This window comes from Acidovorax facilis, from assembly GCF_050626955.1.
GTDB classification, from domain to species: Bacteria; Pseudomonadota; Gammaproteobacteria; order Burkholderiales; family Burkholderiaceae_C; genus Acidovorax; species Acidovorax facilis.
Genome location: NZ_CP192460.1, coordinates 5,345,784 through 5,360,840 on the forward strand (window position 1 = coordinate 5,345,784; position 15,057 = coordinate 5,360,840).

General features: G+C 67.0%; 15 protein-coding genes. All 15 read left to right on the top strand.

The window, feature by feature from the left end; all coding sequences use genetic code 11:
- The first annotated feature begins 4 nt into the window (after positions 1-4).
- The 15 genes from ACQ4MJ_RS24600 (at position 5) to ACQ4MJ_RS24670 (ending at position 14,931) form a co-directional block, all read left to right on the top strand.
- The gene (locus tag ACQ4MJ_RS24600; RefSeq protein WP_431150929.1) at positions 5-1,039 is read left to right on the top strand and encodes a WD40/YVTN/BNR-like repeat-containing protein; all 1,035 of its coding nucleotides are present in this window, start codon (positions 5-7) and stop codon (positions 1,037-1,039) included.
- Positions 1,036-3,435, top strand: a complete 2,400-nt coding sequence (locus ACQ4MJ_RS24605; protein WP_431150928.1) for an efflux RND transporter permease subunit — start codon at positions 1,036-1,038, stop codon at positions 3,433-3,435. Before ACQ4MJ_RS24600 ends, ACQ4MJ_RS24605 begins: the two co-directional genes overlap by 4 nt.
- Before the next feature lie 19 nt (positions 3,436-3,454).
- Positions 3,455-3,952, top strand: coding sequence for a nuclear transport factor 2 family protein (locus ACQ4MJ_RS24610; protein ID WP_431150927.1), 498 nt, complete (start codon positions 3,455-3,457; stop codon positions 3,950-3,952).
- Positions 3,953-3,956: 4 nt separating this feature from the next.
- Positions 3,957-5,120, top strand: coding sequence for an alpha/beta hydrolase family protein (locus ACQ4MJ_RS24615; protein ID WP_431150926.1), 1,164 nt, complete (start codon positions 3,957-3,959; stop codon positions 5,118-5,120).
- Between the two features lie 46 nt (positions 5,121-5,166).
- On the top strand, positions 5,167-6,108 hold the full coding sequence (locus ACQ4MJ_RS24620; protein ID WP_431150925.1) for a VOC family protein: 942 nt from the start codon (positions 5,167-5,169) through the stop codon (positions 6,106-6,108).
- Positions 6,109-6,117: 9 nt separating this feature from the next.
- The gene (locus ACQ4MJ_RS24625) at positions 6,118-6,468 is read left to right on the top strand and encodes a Rieske (2Fe-2S) protein (RefSeq protein WP_431150924.1); all 351 of its coding nucleotides are present in this window, start codon (positions 6,118-6,120) and stop codon (positions 6,466-6,468) included.
- Complete coding sequence (locus tag ACQ4MJ_RS24630) at positions 6,402-7,595, top strand: FAD-dependent oxidoreductase (protein WP_431153139.1); 1,194 nt, start codon at positions 6,402-6,404, stop codon at positions 7,593-7,595. The genes ACQ4MJ_RS24625 and ACQ4MJ_RS24630 overlap by 67 nt, the downstream gene beginning before the upstream one ends.
- 12 nt (positions 7,596-7,607) lie before the next feature.
- Positions 7,608-8,768, top strand: a complete 1,161-nt coding sequence (locus tag ACQ4MJ_RS24635) for an MFS transporter (protein WP_431150922.1) — start codon at positions 7,608-7,610, stop codon at positions 8,766-8,768.
- 77 nt (positions 8,769-8,845) lie between these two features.
- The gene (locus ACQ4MJ_RS24640) at positions 8,846-9,643 is read left to right on the top strand and encodes a cyclase family protein (RefSeq protein ID WP_431150921.1); all 798 of its coding nucleotides are present in this window, start codon (positions 8,846-8,848) and stop codon (positions 9,641-9,643) included.
- Between the two features lie 11 nt (positions 9,644-9,654).
- A complete protein-coding gene (locus ACQ4MJ_RS24645) occupies positions 9,655-10,239 on the top strand; it encodes a cupin domain-containing protein (RefSeq protein ID WP_055401969.1) in 585 nt (194 codons plus the stop codon).
- Entirely contained in the window at positions 10,236-11,207 is a 972-nt protein-coding gene (locus ACQ4MJ_RS24650) for a Bug family tripartite tricarboxylate transporter substrate binding protein (RefSeq protein ID WP_055401968.1), read from the top strand. The genes ACQ4MJ_RS24645 and ACQ4MJ_RS24650 overlap by 4 nt, the downstream gene beginning before the upstream one ends.
- Positions 11,204-11,950, top strand: coding sequence for an SDR family NAD(P)-dependent oxidoreductase (locus tag ACQ4MJ_RS24655; RefSeq protein WP_055401966.1), 747 nt, complete (start codon positions 11,204-11,206; stop codon positions 11,948-11,950). Before ACQ4MJ_RS24650 ends, ACQ4MJ_RS24655 begins: the two co-directional genes overlap by 4 nt.
- Before the next feature lie 4 nt (positions 11,951-11,954).
- A complete protein-coding gene (locus tag ACQ4MJ_RS24660) occupies positions 11,955-12,944 on the top strand; it encodes a tripartite tricarboxylate transporter substrate binding protein (RefSeq protein ID WP_431150918.1) in 990 nt (329 codons plus the stop codon).
- Positions 12,945-12,955: 11 nt separating this feature from the next.
- Entirely contained in the window at positions 12,956-13,951 is a 996-nt protein-coding gene (locus ACQ4MJ_RS24665) for a fumarylacetoacetate hydrolase family protein (RefSeq protein WP_431150916.1), read from the top strand.
- Positions 13,951-14,931: an NAD-dependent epimerase/dehydratase family protein gene (locus tag ACQ4MJ_RS24670; protein WP_431150915.1), complete on the top strand. Its 981-nt coding sequence runs from the start codon at positions 13,951-13,953 to the stop codon at positions 14,929-14,931. Before ACQ4MJ_RS24665 ends, ACQ4MJ_RS24670 begins: the two co-directional genes overlap by 1 nt.
- Positions 14,932-15,057 lie beyond the last annotated feature (126 nt).

A 15,057-nucleotide genomic window follows, 5' to 3' on the forward strand; every position in this document is an offset into this window, starting at 1 on the left:
AACCATGCATATTGCGATCTATGTAGCTGCAGCCATCGCTGCGGCGGGGGCGGGCTGCGCCTTCGCACAGGTGGGGGATGCACTCCAGCGCCCTGCATTGAGCGTGAAGGCACCTCAGCGCACCGTGCTGCTGGCAGCTGCCGCAGCAGGGCAGCGGCTGGTGGCGGTGGGCGAGCGCGGAGTGGTCGCGCTGTCCGACGACCGGGGCGCGACCTGGCGCCAGGCGGCCTGCCCGGTCAGTGTGAGCCTGACGATGGTACGTTTTGCGGACGAGCGCCACGGTGTAGCCGTGGGCCATGGCGGCACGGTGCTGACCACGTCCGATGCCGGCGCCAGCTGGGCGCTGCGGCTGGACGGCCGGCGCCTGGCCGCGCTGGCCAAGGCGGCCGCTACCACGCCCCAGGCGCTGCAGGACGCAGAGCGCCTGATGGCCGATGGCCCGGACAAGCCCTTCATGGATGTGGTGGTGTGGGACGCCCAGCGCATGCTGGCGGTGGGCGCCTATGGCTTGGCCTTCTACACCGCCGATGGCGGACAGACCTGGGCGCCCTGGATGGGCAGGTTGCCCAATCCCAAGGCCCTGCACTGGTATGTGGCGCGGCGCCTGGGCAATACCCTGCTGCTGGCGGGGGAGCAGGGGCTGCTTGCCCGCTCCAGCGACGGCGGCGATACGTTTGAGGCATTGCCATCGCCTTACAAGGGCAGCTGGTTTGCGGGCGATCTGAACGCCAACGGGCGTGTGGTCCTGGCGGGCCTGCGGGGCAACGCCTGGCGCTCGGACGACGCGGGCAACACCTGGTCGCAGCTAGCATCGCCCACCCAGAGCACGATCACCGCGGCTGCCGACGATGGCAAGGGCGGACTGTGGTTTGCCACACAGGCGGGCGCAGTGCTGCGCCAGCAGGGCGAGGCACTGGTGCCCCTGAACGCGGCACCCGTACCCGTGCCGTCCGCGCTGCTGCCGCAGCGCGAGGGCCCCTTGCTCGCACTGGGCGTGGCCGGTGTGGTGCCCGTGGTGGCACAGAAGGCACGGCCATGAGCGCGCCCTCCTTCGATACCCGCTCGGGCTCGTTGATCGAGCGCGCGCTGTTCAACCACCGAGCCGTAGTCGTGTTGCTGTGCGCCCTGGTCACTGCCCTGCTGGGCTGGCAGGCCACGCGGTTGCAGCTCAATGCCAGCTTTGAAAAGACCATTCCCACCAGCCACCCCTACATCCAGAATTTTCTGGCCTACCAGTCGGAACTCAGTGGCCTGGGCAACGCTGTGCGTGTGGCCGTTGCCCGCCCCCAGGGCAACATCTATGACGCGCAGTACCTGGACACGCTGCGCCGCCTGTCCGATGAAGTCTTCTTGCTGCCGGGTGTGGACCGTGCACGGATGAAGTCGCTGTGGACCCCCACCACACGCTGGGTGGGTGTCACCGAAGAGGGCCTGGAAGGCGGGCCGGTCATTCCCGATGGTTTTGATGGATCGCCAGCCAAGCTGCAGCAACTCGCGGCGAACGTGGCGCGATCCGGAGAGATCGGCCAGACGGTAGCGCGCGATGCCGCATCGACCGTGATCTTTGTGCCCCTGCTGGCCAAGGATGCCCAGGGCCAGTCGCTCGACTACGCCCTGCTGTCGCGGCAGCTGGAGACGCTGCGCGGAAAGTACGAGGCCGAAGGCGTGGCTATCCACATCACCGGCTTTGCCAAGATCGTGGGCGACCTGATTGATGGCGTGCGGGCCGTGCTGGTGTTCTTTGCCATGGCGGTAGCCATCGCCACGGCCATGGTGTTCTGGTACACGCGCTGCATCCGTTCCACGCTGCTGGTGGTGCTGGCATCGCTGGTGGCCGTGGTGTGGCAGCTGGGCCTGCTGCCCTTGCTGGGGTATGCACTCGACCCGTATTCCATCCTGGTGCCGTTTCTGGTGTTTGCCATCGGCATGAGCCATGGTGCGCAAAAGATGAACGGCATCATGCAGGACGTGGGACGGGGCGTGGACAAGCTGGTGGCTGCGCGCTTCACCTTCCGGCGCCTGTTCCTCGCGGGCTTGACGGCCCTGCTGGCAGACGCAGTTGGGTTTGCCGTGCTGCTGGTCATCGACATCCAGGTCATCCGCGAATTGGCGATTGCCGCGTCGATTGGCGTGGCGGTGCTGATCTTCACCAACCTGATCCTGTTGCCCATTTTGTTGAGCTACACCGGCGTCAGTGCGGTGGCTGCCGAGCGCAGCCTGCGCGCCGAACAGGCCGATGCGGCGGGCTCAGCCAAACACCCGCTGTGGGCTCTGCTCGACCGCTTCACCCAGCGGCCCTGGGCCACGGTGGCCGTGGCCGCCGGGCTGGTCATGGGGGTGGGGGGCTTTCTTGTCAGCACGCAGCTCAAGATTGGCGACCTGGACCCGGGGGCGCCCGAGTTGCGCGCAGACAGCCGCTACAACCGCGATGTGGGCTTCATGAACGCAGCCTATGGCGCAGGCAGTGACGTGCTGGCGGTGATGGTCAAGACGCCTGAGGGCCAGTGCTCCCACTTCGATGCGCTGAACAAGGTCGATGCGCTCGAATGGGAGCTGCGCCAGATCGACGGCGTCGAGAGCACCAACTCGCTCTCTCTGCTCAACCGCCGGGTCCTGTCGGGCCTCAACGAAGGCAACCCACGGTGGTACGAGTTCTTGCCCAACCAGGACATGCTCAACACCGTGACGGCCAGCGCACCCCGTGGGCTCTACAACGATGCCTGTGGGTTGTTGACGGTGTACGTCTATCTGCGCGACCACAAGGCCGACACCCTGGCGCGCGTCGTGGGCCACATCGAGGCCTTTGCCCAGCGCAACAACACGGCAGACACCCAGTTTCTGCTGGCCGCCGGGTCTGCGGGTATTGAGGCAGCCACCAACATCGTGGTCAAGGACGCGTGGCGAACCATGCTGCTCATGGTGTACGCGGCGGTGGTCGTGCTGTGTTTTGTGACCTTCCGCTCGTGGAAGGCGGTGGTGGTGGCCGTGCTGCCGCTGGTGGTCACGTCTTTCCTGGCCGAAGCGTTGATGGTGGCGCTGGGCATGGGCGTGAAGGTCGCCACGCTGCCGGTGATTGCGCTGGGCGTGGGCATCGGCGTGGACTACGCGCTCTACATCCTGTCCATCACGCTGTCGCAACTGCGCGAAGGCAAGAGCCTGTCGGAGGCGTACTACCGCGCGCTGCTGTTCACCGGCAAGGTCGTGATGCTGACGGGCGTCACGCTGGCTGTGGGCGTGATCACCTGGGTGGCGAGCCCGATCAAGTTCCAGGCCGACATGGGCTTGCTGCTGGCGTTCATGTTCCTCTGGAACATGCTGGGAGCCCTGGTGTTGTTGCCCGCGCTGGCCCACTTTTTACTGAAGCCCGCGACGCCCATCGCCAACGTCCGCGCGACTGGGCGCGGTGTGCACGGGGTGCCGCAGGGCGCTCATTGACTGACAACGAGGACGAACCATGACCACGACCCACACGATGTGCGTTGCTGCTGGTATGTTGCTGGCATGCGTCAACGCACAGGCCCAGCCCAGCCCCCAACCGGCCGCAGTGCTGGATAGCTACATCGCCGCAGTCCACGCGGGTGACATGGCCGCCGTGCGCGCGCTCATCGCGCCGGAGGTGGAGCGATCGGATTTTCCCGGCTGCACTCCGGCCATGGACAACCCCAGCTGCCTGGCGCACTACATCGACGCCACGGTGGTTCGGCCGCAGGCCCGTTTGTCTGTGCTGAGCACCGAGGTGGATGGGGACCGGGTGTCTGCACTGCTGGAGGTGCGCAGCGAGCTGTATCGCCGCGCCGGTGTGGAACGCATCGTGGGCCGCGATGTGCTCCGTGTGACCGATGGACGGATCCAGTCCTTCCGCTTTGTCCCCGACTTTTCCGACGCGCCCACGGCCGTCTTTTTTGGCACGCTGGGCATTGGCCCGCGTGCCTCCCAAGCCCCCGCAAAGTGATCCTATGTTCAAGTACTTCCCCACCAACTACGTCTGGAACCTCTCCGTCAATCTGGCCATCGAGATGGGCGCGCGCATCGGCGAGATCGAGCAGATGTGCGCCCCCCTGCAGGAGGCCGCCAAGGCGCCCGACGCTGCCGGCACCGCGGCCTTCCGCGAGACCTGGGTGAGCATGGCCGACCGGCTCTGCGAACTGGCCGCCGAAGACGAGGCCAAGGGCCGCCTTTTGTCGGCCGGCGAAAAGTACCGCCGCGCCTCGGGCTACCTGATCACCGCCGAGCGGCTCCAGGCGCACAACGCGCCGGGCCGTCTGGCCATCTACCAGCGCGCGCTGGCGCTGTTCCTCCAGGGCTCGCGCCTGATGGGCGACCGCGTGCAGCGTGTGGAGATTCCCTACGAAGGCAAACACCTTTCGGCCCTGTACTACCCCGCCGACGGCCTCCAGCCCGGCGAGCGCGCACCGCTGTGCGTGCAGCTGAACGGCCTGGATTCGAGCAAGGAGATGAAGGTGCTCGTGGGCCTGCCGGCCTGGCTGGCCAAGCGCGGCGTGTCTTCCCTGGTGGTGGATCAGCCCGGCACGGGCGAGGCACTGCGCCTGCAGGGCTTGACCGCACGCTACGACACCGAACACTGGGCCAGCCGCGTGGTGGACTGGCTGGAGCAGCACCCCGACGTGGACCCGAAGCGCATCGGCTGCGAGGGCGTATCGCTGGGCGGCTACTACTGCCCACGCGCCGTGGCCATGGAGCCGCGTTTTGCCTGCGGCGTGGCCTGGGGCGCCAACCACGACTGGCGTGATGTGCAAAAGCGCCGGTTGGAGAAAGAGGGCGACTTCCCCGTGCCGCACTACTGGGCTCACGTGTGCTGGGTCTGGGGCGCCAAGGACGTGGACGACTTCATGCGCATCGCGGAAAACGTGCACCTCGATGGTGTGGTCGAGAAGATCAAGGTGCCTTTCCTGGTGACGCACGGCGAGCGCGACTCGCAGATCCCGCTCAAGTGGGCGCACCGCACCTACGAGCAGCTGGTCAACAGCCCCCAGCGCGAACTCAAGGTGTTCACCGACCGCGAGGGTGGGTCGCAGCACGCCAGCTTTGACAACAGCATCAACGCCGGCCACTACATCGCTGACTGGGTGGCCCAGACCCTGGGTGGTCATACCGCCTGAGAGCCACGCACCTGCCCTGACAACCTCTACAACCAAGGATCAACAGATGAACATCATTGGACCCGACGCGCTCGTTTTTGGCGTGGACGACATCGCTGCCTGCGCCCAGTACCTCACCGACTACGGACTCACTCCCGTGGGCGTCACCGCTGCGGGTGGGCGCTTTGAAGCGCTGGACGGCACGTGCGTGGAGATCCGCTCCCAGAGCGATCCTTCCCTGCCACCCGCGCTGGGCACTGCCAGCATGTTGCGCGAAACGGTCTACGGGGTCGCAGATGCGGCCACGCTCGACGCCATCGAAGCCGAGCTGGCGCGCGACCGCGCCGTGGTGCGGCAGGGCGGTGTGCTGCGCGCCACCGATGACTTGGGCTTTGCCCTCGCTTTCCAGGTCACGGTGCGCAAGCCGCTGGCATTGCCTGCCGAGGCCGTGAACGCGCCCGGTGCCGTCCCGCAGCGTGGGCCCAACGCCCTGGGCCTGTCGCCCGACATGGCGGCGCGGCCCCGTTCGCTGTCGCATGTGGTGTATTTCGTGCCCGACGCGGCCAAGGCCGAGGCGTTCTACGTCCGACTGGGCTTTGTGTGCACCGATCGCTTCACGGGTGTGGGACCGTTCCTGCGCCCTGCGGGCACACAAGACCATCACACCTTGTTCATGATCCAGACGCCGCCGTTCATGAAGGGCTGCGAGCACTTCACCTTCCATATGGGCGGCCCCACCGATGTGTTGCTGGCGGGGACGCGGTTTGTTGAAAAGGGCTACCAGAGCTTCTGGGGGCCGGGTCGCCACAAGTTTGGCAGCAACTGGTTCTGGTACTTCAACTCGCCCCTGGGCTGCCACGTGGAGTACGACGCCGATATGGACCAGCATGACGACACCTGGGCCGCGCGCGAGGTGCCGATGAGTGCCGATGCTTCGCAGCTCTTCCTCTTTCAACACCGCGAGAAGTGGGCGCCTTCGGGCCCGCCACCTGCGGGTGCACCGCACTGAGAGCCGACCATGAAGCTCTGCCACTGGAACGATCTGCCCGATGGTGAGTCGCGGGGCTTTGACCCCGCAGGCCGTGGGCAGGACACGGTGCTCATCGTGCGCCAGGGCGAGCGGCTGTACGCCTATGCCGATCTGTGCCCTCACCTGGACACCCCCATGGCATGGCGCAAGGACCAGTACCTGAATGCGGTGGGTGATCGCATCGTCTGCGCGGCCCACGGTGCGCTGTTTGACATCACCAATGGGCTGTGTACCTTGGGCCCGTGCCTGGGCGACGCCTTGGTGCCCGTGCCATTGAAAGTACAAGCGAACGGCGAGATCCACATCGCCCCTACCAATCACAAGGAGACAAACCCATGAGCCTTTCTCACCAACGGATTTTGATCATCGGCGGGGGCTTTTCCGGCATGGCAGCCGCCATCGAACTGCGCAAGCTGGGTGCGCAGGTGGACTTGGTAGAGATCGACCCTGGCTGGCGCAGCTACGGTGCGGGCATCAGCCTGGGGGGCGCCACGCTGCGGGCGTTTCGGCGCCTGGGAATTCTCGAAGCGTTTCTGGTGCAGGGTAACGCCTCGGACGGCGTGAACCTGCACCTGCCCCACGGCCCTCTGGTGGCCACCTTGCCCACGCCCCGCATTGCGGGGGGCGATGTCCCCGGCGGCGGCGCCATCATGCGCCCGGTGCTGGCCCGCATCCTGGCCGAGGCCACCCGCGCGGCGGGCGCCAACGTCCGCCTGGGCTGCACCTTCTCTGCCATTGAGCAAGAGGCCGATGGCGTACAGGTCACCTTCACCGATGGACAGCGCCAGCGCTATGACCTGGTGATCGGTGCCGATGGCCTGTACTCCAAGGTGCGTGAGACGGTGTTTGAAAACGCACCCCAGCCGCGCTACAGCGGCCAGGCCGTGTGGCGTGCCGTGCTTCCCAAGCCGCCAGAGATCGAGACCGCCACGATGTGGATGGGCCCGAAGATCAAACCCGGCGTGAACCCTGTCTCCAAGACTGAGATGTACCTCTTTGTCACCGAGCCGCGCCCGACCAACGACCATGTTGATCCGGCCACCTTTGCGGACCGTTTGCGCGCATTGCTCGACGGGTTTTCCGCACCCACGCTGCAGTCCATCCGCAGCCAGATCGGACCGAATTCACAGATTGTGTTTCGCCCGCTCGAAGGCCTGCTCATGCCACGCCCGTGGTCGCGCGGCCGGGTGGTGCTGATTGGTGACACGGTGCACGCCACCACGCCGCATCTGGCGTCAGGGGCCTGTATCGGTATCGAGGACGCCTTGGTGCTGGCCGATGAACTGGCGCAGGCGGGCGATGTACCGACCGCGTTGTCGGCCTTTGAAGCCCGGCGCTGGGAGCGCTGCCGCATGGTGGTCGAAAACTCCGCCCGGCTGGGTGAGATCGAGATCGAAGGCGGCGACAAGGAGGAGCACTCGCGCATCATGCGCGAGTCCCTCATGGCGTTGTCCCAACCCATCTGAGGCGAGGTGAGCATGATCACAACCCAATCGCTGCGGGGCCGGGTGGCCCTGATGGTGGGCCATTGCGCAGGCATGGTGGATCTGGTGGCCTTGCCCGTCTGGGTGGGCACGCTGATATCGGTGTACCGGTTCGACCCGCAGCAGGCCGGCTTGCTGGCGACGCTGTTTTTGGCTGGAGCGGTGGCTGCCAGCCTGGTGTTGGCGCCGTTCTTTCAGTTGTTGCGCGGGCGCGCCGTGGCGACCTGCGGCTTTGCCGGCGCTGCCGTGGCGTTTGCCGCGGCCTCCACCACCACCCAGTTTGCGCTGTTGGCGCTGTTGCATGCCGGAGCTGGCATCGCGGCCGGCACGGCCCTGAGCGTTACCCATGGCACCATTGCCCGCAGCCTCAACCCCCACCGCATGTTCGCCCTGGTGGGCATGGCACTGGGGGTATTTGCCATCGCGTTCCTGGGGGGCACCCCCGTGCTGGTGGCCAAGCTGGGTGGACCCGTGTTGTTCCAGGTCTTTGCCGGCGTCATGGCAGTGGGCGCGGTGGTGGCGGCTCTGGCGTTTCCCGAGGCCGACAGCGTAGGCGGCGCGGCCACTTCGCGGGCTCCGGCTGCGCCTCTGCCCGCCGCGGTCTGGTGGGGCGTGCTGGGCATCGCGGCGCTCGGGCTGGTGCAGTCCATGACCTTCAGCTTTCTGGAGCGCGTGGGCAGTGACCGGGGCTACGGACTTCAGGCCGTCACCGGCGTGCTGATTGCCCTGGGCGTCGTCAACCTCTTTCCCGCAGCGTTGGCCGCTGTGCTGGAAAAGCGCTGGGCTGCCCGCAGCGTTCTGCTGTCGGGACCTGCGCTCCAGGCCTTGCTGGTGGTGGTGATCATGAACTCGCCCGTGTTTGCGCCCTATGCCGCAGCCGCCGCCGTGTTTGCGGCCGTGATGATCTTCACGCACACCTTTGCCTTTGGCGTGCTGGCGCGGCTGGACCCCAGCGGCCGTGCCTTGGCCGCCACCCCCGCCATGCTCATGTTCGGCGCGGCCATTGGGCCCATCCTCGGCGGCACCTTGGTCAAGGCATGGGGCTATGGCAGCCTGGGGGCGGCGGCCCTCGTGATTGACGCAGTGGCCGTCTATGCATTTGCGCGCATCCACCGAGCCCCTCACAAAGCGAAGCCTTTGCCCGGGGTGGCGTGACAACGTTTGCCTTCTCTATTCCATGCCCGCTGAACGCTCCCGTTTCGGTCGCGTTCAGCGCCAACTCCTGTGCCCGTATGACCAAACCCCAACGCCGCTTCGTGGACCTGTCCATTTACCTCGAAAACGACGTGCTCTCCGACCCGCCGCCCCTGGCGCCCAAGATCACCTACCAGAAACACGCCGATACGTTGCCCGAGTTCATGACCATGATCCCCGGCACCCAGCCTGAGGACTACCCCGATGGCGAAGCAGCAGCGGCCGAGTGGGTGACGCTGACCACGCACAACGGTACCCACCTGGATGCGCCGTGGCACTTCCACTCCACGCAGGACGCGAAGAACGGCGGAGCCCGCCCCTCCATCACGATTGACGAAGTGCCGCTGGAATGGTGCTTTCAGCCGGGTGTGAAGCTGGACTTTCGCCACCTGCCCGATGGCTACGTCGCCACCGCCGCCGATGTGCAGGCCGAGCTGGCCCGCATCGGCCACACGCTGCAGCCGCTCGACATCGTGGTGGTCAACACCCGCGCTGGGTCGCGCTACGGGCACAAGGACTACCTGGGCGCGGGGTGTGGCATGGGCTACGAAGCGACGATGTACCTGCTGGAGCGTGGTGTGCGCCTCACGGGCACCGACGCCTGGAGCTGGGATGCGCCGTTTTCCTACACCGCCCAGCGCGTGGCCGAGACGGGCAACAAGGCCCTGATCTGGGAGGGCCACAAGGCGGGCCGCGACATCGGCTACTGCCATCTTGAGAAGTTGCACAACCTGGAGGCGCTGCCGGCCACGGGGTTCACGATCAGCTGCTTCCCCCACAAGATCCGCGGTGCCTCGGCAGGCTGGACGCGCGCGGTCGCCATTTTTGAAGACTGAGGAGTCCGTTCATGGGTTTTCCATCCATCCACCGCGTGGTCACGGGCCACAACGCCGAAGGCCGTGCCGTGGTTACCAGCGCGGGGCCGCTGCCCACCGTGGTCGAGATTGCGGCCATTCCCGGTACGGTGTTCCATGAGGTCTGGAGCACATTGCAATCGCCCGCCGTCGTGGACAACGGCCCGGACCCTACGCTCGGTCCGCTGGTGCTGCCGCCCCCGCAGGGTGGCACGCGCATCCGGTTCGTGGACATTCCGCCCGATACGCCCGAGTTCCTCGCACGGGGTGCCGAGCGCATGCATGACGCCTTCAGCCAGATTGGCGATGCGGCCGCCTCCACGGTGAAAACCGACTCCCCCCACCCGCTGATGCACCGTACCGAATCGGTGGACTACGGCGTGGTGATTGAAGGCGAACTGACGCTGGTGCTGGACGAAGGCGAAGTGCCACTGCGCCCCGGCAGCGTGGTGGTGCAGCGGGGTACCAACCACGCATGGGCCAACCGTTCGGGCGCGCCGTGCCGCATGCTGTTTGTGCTGGTCGATGGGCGGTTTGACACCTCTCTGGCCGCGCCTGCGAAGGAGCAACAACCATGAGCACGCGCCGTCAATGGTTGGGCGCTGCAGCGTCTGTGGCGTTGACGCCCTGGGCGTGGGCGCAGGCTCCGTACCCCGCGCGCCCGTTGAGCTGGGTGGTACCTTACCCGGCCGGGGGCTTTGGCGACGCGATGTCGCGCCTGCTGGTGCAGAAGCTGGGAGAGCGCATGCAGCAAGCCGTGGTCGTGGAGAACAAGCCTGGCGGTGCCGCGCAACTGGCGGCCCAATACGTCAAGCAGCAGCCTGCTGATGGCCGTACCTTGTTGTACGCCGACATCGGCCCGCTGGCCATGTACCCGGCGCTGTACGCCAAACTGAGCTTCAGCCCCCTCAAGGACTTCGCGCCCCTGACGCGCTTGTTCAAGTCGCCGCTGGTCGTGGTCGTGCCTGCGGGCAGCCCGTTTCAGACGCTGGCCGACCTGCTGCGCGCGGCCGCTGCAGGAGATGGGCTCAACTATGGCTCCTACGGGCAGGGCAGCCAGCCCCATGTGTGGACCGAGCAGCTGCGCATCAAGACGCGCTCGCGCATGACCCATGTGCCCTACCAGGGCGCAGCGCCCGCGCTGCAGGATCTGATGGCCGGGCGCCTGGACTTCATGTGCGATGTGGTGGCTTCGAGCCTGCCGCTGGTGCGCGAAGGCAAGCTGCGCGCGCTGGTCAGCGTTGGCAGCGAGCAGCGCCTGCAAGTGCTCCTCCAGGTGCCCACCCTGACCGAGGCCGGGCATGCGGACCTCGATATTCCGGGCTGGAACGGTGTGATGGTGCGCGCGGGCACGCCTGCACCGGTGGTCGAAATGCTTCACAAGGCCGTCGTGGCCGCGCTGGAGTCGCCCGAGGTGCTGGGCCGTTACAGGCCGCTGGGCCTGGAGCCTGCACCACTCGCACCGGCTGCGTTCGGCGAATTCATCCAGGGCGAATCGCAGCGGTGGGGTTTGGCCATTCGCCAGGCCGGGATCAAGGTCGAATGAGCCTCTTTGACCTGCATGGCCGCACCGCGCTCGTCACCGGTGCCACCCAGGGCCTGGGCCTGGCGATTGCGCGCACCCTGGCCGACGAGGGCGCCCGCGTGGTGGTCTCCGACCGCGATGCACTCGCCTGCGAGCAGGTGGCTGCATCGTTGCCGAATGCCATCGGTGTTGCGGCCGATATGGCGGTGCCCACAGCGATCGCCGCGCTGGTGGAGCGCGCCGGACCGCTGGACATCCTCGTGTGCAACGCCGGTATCCAGGGGCCCGCCGGCCCGCTGGCCGATGCCAGCGACGCCGACTGGCATCAGGTGTTTGACATCAACCTGCGGGCCGCAGCGCGGCTGTGTGCGCTGGTGCTTCCCGGCATGGCGGCACGGGGCGGTGGCAGTGCCGTGCTCATCTCCAGCATTGCAGGCCTGCGCGGCAACCGTTCGATTGGCCTGTACGGTCTGACCAAGGCGGCCCTGGCCCAGCTGGCGCGCAACCTGGCTGTGGAGTGGGGACCTTCCGGTGTGCGGGTCAACGCCGTGTCACCCGGCCTCATCCGCACGCCGCTGGCCGAGCAGCTCATGGCAGATGAAGCCTTCATGGTCAGGCGCATCCAGGCCACCCCGCTGCGGCGCGCAGGAGAACCCGAGGAAGTGGCCGGCGTGGTCGCCATGCTGGCCAGCCCCGCCGGGGCCTTTGTGACCGGACACAACCTGGTGGTCGACGGCGGCACCACCATCAGCGATGGGAGTTGAAACCATGCACCGCATGTTGAACCGAAGAACCCTGGTGGTGAGTGCCTTGGCGTTCCCGCCGAGCACGTGGGCTGCCACCTGGCCCACACGGTCGTTGCGCATCGTCCTTCCGTTCGCGGCGGGAGGCAGCTCTGACCTGGTGGCCCGCTTGCTGGCCGACAAGCTGAGCCAGGCCTTGGGCAGCGCGGTGGTGGTGGAGTCGCGCGCGGGGGCCAACGGCATCATTGCCTCAGAGGCCGTAGCGCGAAGCACAGACGGGCATTCCCTGCTGTGGGTCAGCGCGGCCCATGCGATCAACGCCAGCCTCTACCCCCGGCTGCCATACGACAGCCAGCGCGACTTTGCCCCTGTTGCCCTGGTGGCCAGCCCCGGGCCGATGGTGATTGCGGTGCCTGCGGCCCTGCCGGTGCGCAGCTTGTCGGACCTGATCGCGCTGGCCCGGCGGCAGCCCGGGCAGGTCAGCTACGCATCGGCCGGGGTCGGCAACGTGCTGCACCTGGCGGGCGAGATGCTGGCGCAGCAGGCCGGAGTGCAGCTGCTGCATGTGCCTTACAAAGGCGCAGCGCCCGCCCTCAACGACCTGGCGGCTGGGCAAGTCAATCTGATGTTCAACAGCGCCCTGGCCGTGGCCCCCATGGTCAAGGACGGGCGCATTCGCCTGCTGGCGCAGACCGGCGCGCAGCGCTCGCCTGCCTTGCCCGCCGATCTGCCCACCGTGGCCGAAACACCGGGACTGGCAGGCTTTCAGGTCACCGGCTGGTTTGGCCTGCTGGCTCCTGCTGCCCTGCCCACCGAGGCCATCGCGCGGCTCAATGCCGAATGCGTTCGCATCCTGGCCCAGCCCGAGCTGCGCGAAAAGCTGGCTCTGCTGGGCAGTGCCGATGCCCCCACCCAGAGTGCGCGCGAGTTTGGCGCATTTCTGACTGCAGAGACCGACCGCTATGCCCGCGTGATCCGGGCGGCGGGGCTGCGACTGGAAACACCTTCTTCCTGATAGGACTGGCGATGCGATTTGCAACTCTGAAAGACGGCAGCCTGGGCGGCCGCCTGGTACTGGTTTCTTCCAACGGCCTGCGGGCCGTCGATGCCGCTCCGATAGCGGCCAGCTTGCTGGCCGCTGTGCAGAACTGGGATGCTGTGGAGCCCGCCCTGCGCGAGCGCGCTGCTGCGCTGGAGGCTGGCACTGCCACCGGCATCTTTGCGTTCGATCCCGCCGCATGCAGCGCTCCCTTGCCGCGCAGCCCGCAGTGGCTCGATGCATCGGCGTTCCTCAACCATGGTCGCTTGATGGAGCGGGCGTTCAACACGCCGCCCATCCCGCACTTTGACACCATCCCCGTGATGTACCAGGGCGCTAGCGACGATTTTCTGGGCCCCTGCGACGATGTGCCCTTGCCCAGTGAGGCCGACGGCATCGATTTCGAAGGCGAGTTCGGCGTCATCTGTGGCCCCGTGCCCATGGGTGTGACGCCTGAAGCGGCATTGAACTGCGTGCGCTTGGTCGTCCAGATCAACGACTGGAGCCTGCGCGCGCTGGGCCCGCACGAAATGAAGACGGGCTTTGGCTTCCTGCAAGCCAAGCCGTCTACCAGCTTTGCCCCTTTGGCCGTGACGCCGGATGAACTGGGCGACGCTTGGCAGGGTGGGCGGGTGCATCTGCGATTGCATGTGGACTCCAACGGCAAGTGGTTTGGCCACCCCCATGGCGGCGAGATGAATTTCAACTTTGGCCAGCTCATCGCCCATGCAGCCCGCACACGGCGGCTCACGGCAGGAACCATCATCGGTTCGGGCACGGTGTCTAACGCATCGCGCGATGCAGGTTCTGCCTGCCTGGCCGAGCGGCGCGTGATCGAGATACTGGACGAAGGTGCGGCCAAAACGCCGTTCATGCGCTACGGTGACCGCGTGCGCATGCAGGCACGCTGGCCCGATGGCCGTGATGGGCCTTTTGGCGTGGTGCATCAGCGCGTGGTGGCTGTGGGCTCGGAGGTGCGCTGATGCATGTGCTTGTCACCGGTGCCGGCGGGTTCATTGGCGCCGCCCTGGCCGAGCGGTTGCAGTCCGTGCCGTTGGTGCCCGGTCTGCCCCTGCGCTTGACGCTGGTGGACCGAGCCGGGCCCGCTGCCCCTTGCGCACCGGCCGTGCACTGGCATATCGGCGGCTTTGCAGACCGCGCACTGTTCGAAGCCTTGGAGGACCACCCGCCCGACTGCGTATTCCACCTGGCCAGTGTCCCGGGATCGCTGGCCGAGCGTGAACCTGGGCTGGGTGTGCAGGCCAATCTGCTGGATACCGTGGCCTTGTGCGAGGGGCTTGCGCGCCCGGTGCGCGAAGGCCGGGCGCGTGCCCCACGGCTGGTGTTTGCCAGTTCGGTGGCGGTGTACGGTGCGCTGGGCACCCAAGCGGTGGATGAGCGCCAGGGGCCGCAGCCCACCCTCAGCTATGGGGTGCACAAGTGGATGACGGAACTGCTGGTGGCCGACTATGGACGGCGCGGCGACATTGATGGCTGCAGCATCCGGCTGCCTGGCATCGTGGCGCGGCCACCCGCAGAAACGGGTCATGGCTCCGCGTTCATGAGCCAGATCTTCCATGCCCTGCGGGCGCGGCAGATGTACACCTGCCCCGTGTCGGCACAGGCCACCGCCTGGTGGATGTCGCTCCAGTGCTGTCTGGACAACCTGGTGCATGCCGCGCGCTTGCCCACGCGGGGCATGCCGACCGCGCGGTGCTGGCAGCCGCCGGTATTGCAGTTATCGGTGGGTGATGTGGTGCAAGCCATCGCGCACGCCCAGGGTCTCGATCCCAAGGACTGGATCCGGTACGCACCCGACGCGCGCACCGAAGCACTGTTCGGGTGTTTACCAGCCTTGCGGACGCCTCAGTCAGAGGCTGCCGGTTTCCGGCATGACGGCTCGCTGGAGTCTCTGGTTACGCGGGTGCTGGGGGGGCTGCACAGCCCTGGGATGGTGGAGTAGGGGAGACAGAAAAAGGCGCGTCATGGGGTGTGCTGTGGAGTGGGCGCCGGACTGGTGGGCGGTGCCATGCTCCTCCCTGCACGCCGTGTGACGCGCCCACAGCCTCGGCGCTTCTGGCGTGCAGGT